General features: G+C 40.3%; 10 protein-coding genes. All 10 read right to left on the reverse strand.

Annotated features, from left to right (window positions below):
- Positions 1-88 precede the first annotated feature (88 nt).
- On the reverse strand, positions 89-1,867 hold the full coding sequence (gene rpsA / locus U3A58_RS17835; RefSeq protein ID WP_323825756.1) for a 30S ribosomal protein S1: 1,779 nt from the start codon (positions 1,865-1,867) through the stop codon (positions 89-91).
- A 281-nt stretch (positions 1,868-2,148) separates the two neighbouring features.
- Complete coding sequence (locus tag U3A58_RS17840) at positions 2,149-2,880, reverse strand: LytR/AlgR family response regulator transcription factor (RefSeq protein WP_323825757.1); 732 nt, start codon at positions 2,878-2,880, stop codon at positions 2,149-2,151.
- Positions 2,877-4,823, reverse strand: coding sequence for a tetratricopeptide repeat protein (locus tag U3A58_RS17845; RefSeq protein WP_323825758.1), 1,947 nt, complete (start codon positions 4,821-4,823; stop codon positions 2,877-2,879). Before U3A58_RS17845 ends, U3A58_RS17840 begins: the two co-directional genes overlap by 4 nt.
- Before the next feature lie 586 nt (positions 4,824-5,409).
- Positions 5,410-6,429, reverse strand: a complete 1,020-nt coding sequence (locus U3A58_RS17850; protein ID WP_323825759.1) for a bifunctional 3-deoxy-7-phosphoheptulonate synthase/chorismate mutase — start codon at positions 6,427-6,429, stop codon at positions 5,410-5,412.
- Between the two features lie 68 nt (positions 6,430-6,497).
- Entirely contained in the window at positions 6,498-7,271 is a 774-nt protein-coding gene (gene trpA / locus U3A58_RS17855; protein WP_323825760.1) for a tryptophan synthase subunit alpha, read from the reverse strand.
- Positions 7,272-7,607: 336 nt separating this feature from the next.
- Positions 7,608-8,786: a tryptophan synthase subunit beta gene (gene trpB, locus U3A58_RS17860; protein ID WP_323825761.1), complete on the reverse strand. Its 1,179-nt coding sequence runs from the start codon at positions 8,784-8,786 to the stop codon at positions 7,608-7,610.
- 45 nt (positions 8,787-8,831) lie between these two features.
- Entirely contained in the window at positions 8,832-9,458 is a 627-nt protein-coding gene (locus tag U3A58_RS17865; RefSeq protein WP_323825762.1) for a phosphoribosylanthranilate isomerase, read from the reverse strand.
- Positions 9,455-10,276, reverse strand: coding sequence for an indole-3-glycerol phosphate synthase TrpC (trpC, locus tag U3A58_RS17870; RefSeq protein ID WP_323825763.1), 822 nt, complete (start codon positions 10,274-10,276; stop codon positions 9,455-9,457). Before trpC ends, U3A58_RS17865 begins: the two co-directional genes overlap by 4 nt.
- 6 nt (positions 10,277-10,282) lie before the next feature.
- Positions 10,283-11,293, reverse strand: a complete 1,011-nt coding sequence (trpD, locus tag U3A58_RS17875) for an anthranilate phosphoribosyltransferase (protein WP_323825764.1) — start codon at positions 11,291-11,293, stop codon at positions 10,283-10,285.
- Between the two features lie 119 nt (positions 11,294-11,412).
- On the reverse strand, positions 11,413-11,979 hold the full coding sequence (locus U3A58_RS17880; RefSeq protein WP_323825765.1) for an anthranilate synthase component II: 567 nt from the start codon (positions 11,977-11,979) through the stop codon (positions 11,413-11,415).
- Positions 11,980-11,988: the final 9 nt, after the last annotated feature.

The following is an 11,988-nucleotide window of genomic DNA, read 5'->3' on the forward strand; positions in this document are numbered from 1 at the left end:
TATTAAATAAAAAAACGCCGACTTCTCAGTCGGCGTTTTCAATTTATGAAGTAATAAGTCTTGCTTCTAAGTTCTAGAATCTAGCTGCTTACTTTTTCCCTTCCATTTGCTCTTTCAATTGAGTCAATGCATCCAAGTCCCCAAGTGTTGACTTCTCAGCCGGAGTTGAAGATGAAGAAGAAGGAGTAGAACCTGATTCAGGTTTCTTCTTAGCTTCTTTCTTAGCAGGCTTGGAAGTATCCTCTCTGAACATTGCCGTGTGAGAAAGAACGATTCTCTTATCATCTTTAGAGAATTCAGATACTTTGAAATCCAAAGACTCACCTACCTCTACTTGAGATCCGTCTTCTTTTTCCAAGTTCTTCACAGTAGCAAACCCTTCAAGACCGTAAGGCAATTCAAGTACTGCACCTTTGTCATTCTTAGAAACTACAGTACACTTATGAACTGATCCGATTGGGAATACAGATTCGAACGTATCCCAAGGATTTTCTTCTAATTGCTTATGCCCAAGCGCAAGTCTTCTGTTGTCGACGTCAAGCTCAAGAACGGCTACTGCTAGCTCATCTCCTACTTTCACAAACTCCGATGGATGCTTGATTTTCTTAGTCCAAGAAAGGTCAGATACGTGAACTAACCCATCGATTCCTTCTTCCAATTCTAGGAACAAGCCGAAGTTTGTCAAGTTTCTTACCACACCTGTGTGCTTGGTGCCAACAGAGTACTTAGTACCCATGTCGTTCTTAGTCCATGGATCTTCAGTCAATTGCTTGATACCGAGGGACATTTTTCTGTCGTCTTTGTCAAGCGTCAATACCACCGCTTCGATTTCGTCACTTACTTTGACGAAGTCAGCTGGGTTTCTCAAATGCTGAGACCAGCTCATTTCAGAAACGTGGATCAACCCTTCAACACCTGGAGCAAGCTCAAGGAACGCACCGTAGTCTGCTACGTTTACGATCTTACCCTTAATTCTAGATCCGATTTCAAGGCTAGACGCCAAAGAATCCCAAGGATGAGCAGTAAGCTGCTTCATACCCAAAGAAATTCTCTTCTTATCATCATCAAAGTCAAGAACCACAATCTGAACTTTCTGATCAAGTTGCAATACTTCTTCTGGATGATTGATACGTCCCCAAGAGATATCTGTAATGTGAAGAAGACCATCTACACCACCAAGATCGATGAATACACCGAAATTAGTCATGTTCTTGATCACACCTTCTAATACTTGGCCTTTCTCAAGGTTGTTCAAGATCTCCGCTTTTTGCTTCTCAAGATCCTTCTCGATCAACACTTTGTGAGATACTACTACGTTATCATTTGCGTGGTTGATTTTCACCACTTTCACTTCCATTTTCTTACCTACATAGATATCAAAATCTCTGATAGGCTTCACGTCGATCTGAGAACCTGGCAAGAATGCTTCTACCCCGTAGATATCTACGATCAAACCACCTTTAGTTCTTCTTTTCACCAATCCTTCGATCACATTGTCATGCTCAAGGGCATCTTCGATGTCCTGCCAAGCACGTACGATCTTAGCTTTCTTGCGGGAAAGGATCAACTGACCAAGCGCGTTTTCTTGCTCTTCGATGAACACCTCTACAGTATCACCTGGCTTGATAGACTCAAGATCTCTAAATTCCGAAAGAGGAACCAACCCATCAGATTTAAAGCCGATGTTGATGATGACGTCCTTGTCATTCACCCCTACTACGGTACCTTTGATTACTTCTTTCTCAGTGATCTCGCCTAATGTACCCTCGTACATTGCAGCCATTTGCTCACGCTCTTCTTTGGAATAGCCTTCTCCAAAACCTTTGGTCTCGAAGTTGTCCCAGTTAAATTCTTCTTTGTTAGACATAATAATACAAACCCTGAATAGCAATAGTCATCGGGTCAGCGGACTATTGTTTTTAGTTGTAAATCAATGTGTTAAGCAAGCCAAACACACTCCATTCACCCGAACGGACTGCAAAGGTATGGAAATATTGACAAATGAGTAATTCCTATAAATTATTTGAAAGGAAATAATAGAAAACCAATGCTGACAACTGGAAGCTATTGACTGAAATAGGAATGTAATACGGAGAAAGGAAGCGATAATTCAAATTCACGCTATGAGCTATTGACAAGGCAAACCCGCTATACCTTATTCATCAACTTGTACAGTTCATCCTTGTATTGCTTTCCTATAGGAATAAGCTTCCCTTTGAGCTCTACACTAGAATCTGTGACTGCATCGAGTTTGGAAAAATTGACCATAAATGAGCGATGAATTCGAATGAAACGCTTTTGATCGATTTTCTCACAAAGCTTATTCAGCGGACTCACTATCAAATAGGACTGTTGGACCGTGATGATTTTACAATAATTCCTTTCAGCCTCCACCCAAAGAATATCATCCAGCATTACTTTGATCAACCTATTTTGATTTCTGATAAAAATCCTGTCCTCATGAGAATCCACAAAAGTTTCCATAGAGGAGAGATTTGAAGGGTTTTCTTTAATTCTTTCCTCTACCAATGCGATTGTTCTTTCCAGATTTTGTTTGGTAAAAGGTTTGGAAATAAAAGCAAAAGGATGAGTCTCCTTTGCTTTTTGAAATGTAGCATCATCCTCGTTTGCTGTTAGGAAGATCAATGGAATATCCAAATATTTATGGATTTCATGCGCAGCAGTAATGCCACTGGACTCCCCTTTCAGCTGAATATCCATCAGGATAATATCCGGCTTGGTCTCAAGTGCATGATGTACTGCTTCTTCAGCTTTGGTCTCTATTCCTGTGACTTCATAGCCCAGCTTACTGAGCTGCAAGCTGATATTCGCAGCGATGATCATATCATCCTCTACAATCAAAATTCGAGTTATACTCATGCTGCTTTGTTTAGTATAAATTCAAAAGAAAATGAAGTGCCTGTTTCATTAACTAGGGTCATCTGCCCGTCCAATTGACGTGTAAGTAAGCTAATTAACTCACTGCCAAAGCCCGTTCCCTTCGTTTTGGAAGTTTCCATGATTCCAATTCCATTGTCAGAAACTTTCAGGAAAAGATTCCCTTCCTTTTGGTACAATCGAACGCAAATTTGTCCCGCTTTTTGCCGAGGGAATGCGTATTTGAGAGAATTACAAATCAGTTCATTTACTATAAGTCCAATTGGAATAGCTACATCCACGTCCAATTCCAAGGAATTCATTTCAGTAGAGAAATCAATCCTACCTGAGGCATCATAAGTATCCAGAATAAATTTTCCTAAGCCTGCAAAAAACCCCTTCATCTCCACCTGCTTCAGATTACCTTCTTTATACAGACTAAGGTGAATCATTCCCATGCTTTGAACTCTGGTATAGGTCTCCTCCATGACTTGTTTGAACTTTGGATCATCAATTTTTGCAATCTGAAGTGTCAAGAGGCTGGAGATTGTTTCCAGATTATTTTTTACCCGATGATGGATTTCTTTAAGCAGAAATTCTTTCTCCTGGTTCTTTTTCTCCAAAAGTGTACTGTATCTCTTTTTCCGGAGGAAAACCCGGTAAAGCAGAAATAAAAAGATTACTAAAATCCCAGCCAAAGTAAGGTAGAAAACTAGCAGAATCCGCTGTCTGCTCAATGCAGCCTCCTGAAGCTTAATGGTATTTTCCTTTTGGGCGACATCCATTTGAGTCTGAAGTATGGATATCTGCTCCTCTGCCTCTGCTGTAAAAACATCCTTGCGGAGTTCATCAGATTTTCTGGAAGCCACAAGTGCATTTTCAAAAGATTCGGAGCCTTCATAAGCTTTACTCAACTCATCATAAACCAAACTCAAATAAAACTTATCCCCAAAATTCTCCTTTACTTCAGTGATGCTAGTTTCCAAGTATTTAGACGCCTGTAAAAAATCTCCTGATGCATTGCTTACTTTACCTAAAGCCATGTAAGAACGCATGATCATAAATTCGTTTTCGAGCAATTCAGCATATCGGAGCGCTTCCAATCCTGATTTTTGTGCTTCCGAATAGAAACCCATTTTGGATTGCAGATTGGAGAGTGCAATAAATGTATCGCTCAGATTATTATAAAAACCATAGCGCTCCCCCAATTGCACTGACTGCTGGAAGTATTCAAGCGCCTCCTTAGGTCTATCCAAATCAACCAAGAATTGCCCTACCAAATGAAGCGTAAAGTCGTAATCCAAATCCTTCATCCCTCTTTTCTCGAATATATTAAGCGATTTAAGCCCGTAATTCAACGCAGCATCAAACTTCCCTTGCTTCCAAAAAAGGTTACTCATATCTGAATAAGCCATTGCGATGGCTTTGATGTCGCCATATTTCTCCCCAATCTCCAAAGTTTTGGCAGCATAGACGAAGGCTTCTCCCAGCATTCCTTTTCGTTCGTACACATATCCCAAATTGGTAAACAATAACCAGCCTTCGTTTTCAGGGATTTTGAGGAGCGCTTCTTTGAGCACATACTCAGCCAAATCCAACTCCTCCATTCTAAGCAAAATAGCTCCTTGGGAAACCATTAGTTTTCCTTCCCAATACGTATTCCCACTTTCTCTAGCTTCTTCTAATCCCTGCTCAATATATTCAAGTGCTAGGTTCAGATTGCGGGTGTGGTAGTAATATCCGAGGTCATTAAGGACCTTCAATCTGAGAGTTGAATCATTTTGTATCTCAGGTACGGCACTTTCCAACTTTTCGAGGTATTCAGACCCAAAATTATCTGTTTCTACAAAGACCTCTTTGTATTGAAATAATCCATTTCCCACTTCGATTTGCGCAAATCCAGTGGTAGAAATCAAAAAAAAAGCTAGTAAAAAAATATTTTTCATTCCTAAATGTAGCAATTTGACTGACTTGAAAACCAAAATAATGTATTTAAAATATCTTTTGGGAAATATTTCCTGTATGTGGGACAGTAAAAAGGTATGTTCATACCTGTCTATTTTTAACACTGCTTGAAGAAATCCAACTTACATGGATTAAAGACAATTAATTGAAGCCCCAAACTTTAAGACTTCATCCCTATTAAAAATGATTTTACCCGTTGATTGATTCTGATGACAATAAAATACACCAGCAAAACGCATTTGGCAGAACAATCTCAGAGTTCGAAACCATCAAACTCAATTACAGAACCTATGTCAATGGAGAATAGTATGGATATACCTCAGACTATGTCGAAGGTGCCACTATCTTATTTTACACTAAAGAAGAAAACCCCAACTCTATTTAATAATTCAAAGCAGGCCAGAAACTAAGTATTAAAAAGCCTTCATCTTATCTATCCAAAGAAACCAAACAAATTTTTTAATTTCCAGGAGGAGCTTCAACGTAATAGTTGAGCTGTCTTCCTGGAATCATTCTTTTAGCTATCAAAAAAATAAAAGCCAGCTCCCACTGACTTTTTCAATTCCTCTACAACAAATCAAATCCTTTTCTCATCGCAAAACTATCTCGGATCCAGCCTGCAAGTCTAGCACTTTGTGCAAAATCAAGTGTCTGCTGACCGTCAGAATAAGCTTTTTCAGGGACCTCATGTGATTCGTATATTATGCCGTCCGCTCCTGACATTACTCCAGCCAAAGCCATCTGAGGCACATAAGCGCGAATGCCGATTCCGTGCGAAGGATCCACGATCACAGGCAAGTGGGATTTTGCCTTCAAAATCGGAATAGCATTTAAGTCCAACGTATTTCTGGAAGCTCGCTCATAGGTTCGAATCCCTCTTTCACAGAGAATCAGCTTCTCATTTCCTCCCGAGAATACATATTCTGCAGATTGCAAAAGTTCCTCGATTGTGCCTGATATCCCTCGCTTAATAATCACAGCTTTATCCACTTTCCCCAATTCATCAAGCAGGTTGAAATTCTGGGAATTTCTGGCTCCCACCTGATAGACATCCACGTAGGGATACATTTCTTCGATTTGAGAAGTCTGCATCACTTCGGTCACTATCTTGATTCCAGCTTCGCTTGCGATTGTATGCCATAGTTTCAAACCTTCCAATCCCAAACCACGGAACGCATACGGGCTGCTCCTTGGCTTGAACACTCCGCCACGCATCATCTTGATGTCATTTTCTACGCAATGTGCGACTACAGCACGAATTTGCTCCTCTGATTCAATGGAACATGGTCCAGTGATCACTGCCATTTCCCCTTCCTTGATGAATACACCATCTCCCAAATCAACGGAAGTTGGCTTGGCCTTCCATTTTTTGGACACCAATTTATATTCGTCAGATACAATGTGAATATCAATTATCCCATCCATCTGGCCAATTTTACGGATATCAAATTCTTTTTTTCCGATACCGATCAGATAGTCTCCCAGCTGGGTTTTCACCTCAGTGGTTTTATAGCCAATGCCATTGACTTTTTGGATCAAATTTTCCTTCTGGTTGTCGGAAATATCAGGTTGAAGTTGGATGATCATGATTTTGTTGATTTTGTATAAACTTTTCCAAAGTTCGAAACTTTGGAAAAGCTAATCATTGGGAAATCTTAATTGATTACGGATTGAATATATCCCTGAATGTCTTCACTCAGGTTTTTTGAATCTTTTACTGTCTTGATAAAAGCTGATCCTATGATAGCTCCATTGCTATATTTCGAAGCGGTAGTGAAGGTTTCCGAATCAGATATCCCAAATCCAATCAATCTAGGATTTTTCAGATTCATCGCTTTTACCCGTTCGAAATAAGAAATCTGCTCTTCGCTTATCCCGGTTTTGGCACCTGTGATGCTATGGGAGGAAACCATGTAGATGAAGCCATTGGTATTCTCATCGATCTCTTTAATTCGCTTTTCACTGGTTTGGGGTGAAATCAAGAAAGTATTCACCAAGCCATATTGCTCAAAAAGCTCTTTGTAATCATCCTGGTATTGTTGCATAGGAAGATCGGGCAAAATCAGACCATCAACTCCCACATCTTTACATTTTTTGCAAAAGGCTTCCATCCCGTATTGCATGATCGGGTTTAGATAGCCCATCACCACTACGGGGATATGGATTTTTGCACGAAAGCCTCTCAGCTGTTCAAAGATCTTTTTTAATGAAATCCCATTTTCCAGCGCTATCATATTGCTGTCCTGTATCGTCGGACCATCAGCTACTGGATCAGAATAGGGCACTCCTATCTCAATGATATCCGCTCCTCCAGCCTGTGCAGCTTCCATGATCGGCATAGTATCTTCCAACTTTGGAAAACCTGCTGTAAAGTAGATCGAGAGCACACGCTCCTTTTTGGTTTCAAATAGTTTATGTATTCTATTCATTTTCTGTCTCTACGATTTAGTACTTGATTATTCAAATTTGAAAACTTCATTATTCAGCATTCGAATTTCAACATTCATTATTTTTTATTGAAAAATTCAAAAATCAATAGTTCAACCCCTACAGGGTTGCATGAACTTAATTATCATGTTGACCATGGGTTGCACCCATGGTTATTAATGGTAAAACCCTTTCAGGGTTATATTTTTTCCTCCTTTGTATTAGGATGCCCACTTCATTATTCGATGTTCGACATTCAACATTTTTCACTTGTAAAAGTCAACCATTCCAAATTACGATTGGAGTTCAAAATCACCTCGTAAATCGTACTTCGTAAATCAATATCCTCCCCACTTAATGTAAGTATCCAAATCCTTGTCTCCTCTTCCTGATAAGTTGATCACGATCACATCATCTTTGGAATATTCAATCATATTCAAGGCATGCAGCGCATGAGCAGATTCAATGGCTGGAATAATCCCCTCCATTTTACTCAATTCGATACCAGCTGCCATTGCATCCTTGTCCTCTACTGCCACAAACTCTCCTCTTCCTACATCAAAAAGATGTGCATGAACGGGTCCAATACCTGGATAATCCAACCCTGCTGAAATAGAATGCGGCTCCACAACTTGTCCGTCTTCTGTTTGCATTAATATCGTTTTAGATCCATGCAAAACCCCAGGGGTTCCAAGAACAGTTGTTGCTGCTGATTTTCCGGATAAAACCCCCAAGCCAGCTGCCTCAGCAGCCACCAAACGAACCTCAGGACTATTGTAATAGTGAAAAAAAGCACCAGCAGCATTTGATCCTCCGCCCACACATGCAATTACTATATCTGGGTTTTCTCTTCCTTCCTTCTCCTTCAATTGCCACTTGATCTCTTCCGAAATAACGGATTGAAACCTTGCAACCATCTCTGGATAAGGATGTGGCCCTACTACAGATCCAATAATGTAATGTGTATCTACAGGATTATTAATCCAGGCACGCATGGCTTCATTGGTGGCATCTTTCAGTGTTTTCGAGCCTGAAGTTGCAGGAACTACGGTTGCTCCTAAAATCTTCATCCGTTCCACATTGGGATGCTGGCGTGCAATGTCAACTTCACCCATATAGACAGTACATTCCATGCCCATCAAAGCACAAACAGTCGCTGTAGCTACACCATGTTGACCAGCCCCGGTTTCTGCAATTATTCTTTTCTTACCTAATTTCTTCGCCAAAATGATTTGACCAATAGTATTGTTCACCTTATGAGCACCGGTGTGACAAAGGTCCTCCCGCTTAAGGTAGATTTTGGTCCCATATTTTTCAGATAGACGGGAAGCAAAATAGAGTGGAGTCGGACGACCAACATAATCTTTAAGCAAACCTCTGAACTCATCCTGAAACTCCTTAGAAGCCATAATTGACTCATAATTCTCCTTCAGTTCTTCCACATTGGGATGTAGCATTTCGGGGATGTAAGCTCCTCCAAACTTGCCGTAAAAGCCCTTTTCATCTACTTTGATCATAATTCTATAGTTGATAGTAACTAGTCCATAGACATGGACTGACCATTATGTACTAATATTATTTTTAAAACTTTTCAGTTTCTCTATATTCTTCAATCCTGGAGCATCCTCAAATTTTGAATTCAAATCAACCCCAACTAGCTGTGGCATTTTTTCTGCAAAAGAAATCACTTCAGATGAACTTTCTTCGTCCAGCCCTCCACTCAGTATAAATCCCTTCTCGAAAGGATAGTTTTCCAGTACCTGCCAATTGAATTTCCTACCCGAACCACCATGCACAGCAGCTGCCGTATCAAATAGAAAGTATTCAACTAACCCCACATAATCCCTCAAGGTTTCCCAATTAATAGTTTCTCCCACTGAGATGACTTTCCAAAGCTTTTTACCTGTTTTCAATTTTAGCTCCCGGACATATTCAGGGCTTTCATCTCCATGCAGTTGAATAGCAGCCAACTTGAATTCATCGATTTTCGAAAGGATAAACTCAATGGATTCATTCACAAATACCCCTACCTTCGGGACTTCGGCTACCTGGATTTCTGCAGCAAAATCGACTGAAACGTATCTTGGTGATTTGGAATAGAAAATCAATCCCATCCAATCAGGGTTTACTTCTTGAATCAGATTTTGGATATTCTCGGGATCCCGCATCCCACAGACTTTGATTTTCATCTTAAGCTTATCGTTGGTTCTTTGGACAAAAGCCTTTTGTATTCTTTAATGAAGGTGTAAGCAGCCTGTTCCGGACGGCTGGATTTCATGAAATTTTCCCCAATAAGGAATCCATCGAACCCAGCCTTTCTCATGGTGATTAGCGTGCTAGGATCAGAAATGCCACTTTCAGAAATCTTCACAAAATCAGAAGGGATTTTATCCACTAAGTCCAAGGAAGTCTGCAATGACACATCAAATGTCTTTAGATTTCTGTTGTTTACCCCCACCAAATCTAGTTCTTCGCAAAGGCTTCTTTCCAACTCCTCCCCATCGTGCACTTCCATCAAAACTTCTAGTCCTAAGCTTTTGGCAAAAGCCGCCAATTCCTTCAATCGCTCAGGATCCAATGCCGCTGCAATGAGTAGAATACAATCCGCTCCAATAGACTTAGATTCGAGAATCTGATATTCATCCACCACAAAATCCTTTCGAAGTATCGGGCAGAAATTAAATTTCCGAGCTTCCTTCAGATCTGCATTTGTGCCGCCGAAGAAATCAGTATCCGTCAAAATCGATAAGGCTGACGCTCCAGCCTGCATATAGCCTATACTTGTGGCTTCTACAGAAGCAGAGCCGTTAATCAACCCTTTGGAAGGTGACTTCCTTTTAAATTCTGAGATGATTCCTGATTTTTCAGAATCAGTAACATACTTCTTCATAGAGACCACCTTTCCTTCGAAAAAGATACTATTCTCCAAAAGTTTCACTGGCACCAAACTGCTTCTCTCAGCTACTTCTAGGTGCTTTTGTGCAATAATTTTATCTAAAATATTCATGAGAATTTAAACTAAGGAAACTGAGGTTTTAGGATTGACAAGACCATCAAATACTGCCAATGCTTTTCTGGAAAGCAACACTTCTTCAGCTTTTGCGATAGCATCCGGGAAAGAAAGTCCTTCATCAGCAGTTACTAAAGCGGCAGCAGAATTTGCCAGCACCACAGCATTTTGACTTTTAGTACCCTTCCCTTTTAGGATGGATTCAAAGATTTTAGCGGATTCTTGTATGGTATTCCCACCTTTAATTGAATCAGCATTTAACCTAGGAAGACCAATATTTTCAGGCTTCAATACTTTTTCGCCGTTATTGGAGATCATTTTAAAATCACCTGTCAAAGAAATCTCATCATAGCCATCCAAAGCATGAAGAATGGAGAATCTTCCCTGCATTTCCTGATATAGATAGCCATAAAGCCTTGCCAGTTCCAGACTAAATACGCCCACCAATTGTTTTCTGGGAAAACTTGGATTCACCATTGGGCCAAGCATATTGAAGAAAGTTTTTACTCCAAGTTCTTTTCTGATCGGCCCCACATGCTTCATAGCTGGGTGAAATAGAGGTGCATGCAAAAAGCAAATGCCCACTTCATCCAAACTCTGACGGATTTTGTCCAAGTCACTGGTGAACTCATAGCCAAAATAAGCCAGCAGATTAGACGATCCACATATGGAAGATACGCCGGTGTTGCCATGCTTTGCTACATTCTGACCTGCAGCAGCGACCACAAAAGAAGATAAAGTGGAAATATTAAAGGTATCTTTTCCGTCACCACCTGTACCGCAAAGATCCATGGCATCATATTCGGCAATTTCCACAGGAATGCATCGCTCAAGCATGGCCTCGCGAAAGCCTGAAAGCTCCTCCACCGTAATACTCCGCATCATATATACAGTCATAAATGCCGCAATTTGACTCTGATTATACGTTCCGGCAGTAATGTTTTTCAGCACCTCGCGCGCATCTTCGCGTGTTAGTGTACGGTGTTCTATTAGATGATTTAATATTTCTTTCATCTGTTTATAATTGTTTTTTAATGGTCATATGGAATCTCGCATGCATTATAATCATCCCAGTGTGTGAATCTTAAGGTATGCTCGATTTCATAACAGGGATGATATTAAATTATTCTGTTTTAATTCTCCAACCAATTCTTTAGGATTTGAATGCCATTTTCGGTCAGAATACTTTCGGGATGAAATTGAACTCCTCGTACATCAAACTGCTTGTGCCTGACAGCCATAATTTGATTATCCGGTGTACGGGCGATCACTTCCAAGTCTGGCGAAAGGGTGTTTTCATTGACAACCCAGGAATGATACCTGCCAATACTAAAAGTATCGGGAACGTCTTTGAAAAGCAAATCATCCTCCACTTTTACTATAGAAGCTACCCCATGAAGTACTTCGGACAAATTGATCAAATCACCTCCAAAAGCTTGACCAATTGCCTGATGCCCGAGACATACTCCTAAAATAGACTTAGTTGAAGCATATTTCTTCAAAAGCTCAGGCATGATTCCGGCATCTTCTGGGACACCCGGGCCTGGTGAGAGAATAATTTTGTCGTATTGAGCTACGTCTTCCAAACTGATTTTGTCATTTCGGAACACCTCCATCTGAATTCCATAGCCCAGTTGCCTGACAATGTAAACAAGATTATAGGTAAAGGAATCGTAGTTATCGAGGACGAGTATTTTCATTTTAAGTAA

Origin of the sequence: Algoriphagus persicinus (genome assembly GCF_035156415.1) — a bacterium.
GTDB classification, from domain to species: domain Bacteria; phylum Bacteroidota; class Bacteroidia; order Cytophagales; family Cyclobacteriaceae; genus Algoriphagus; species Algoriphagus persicinus.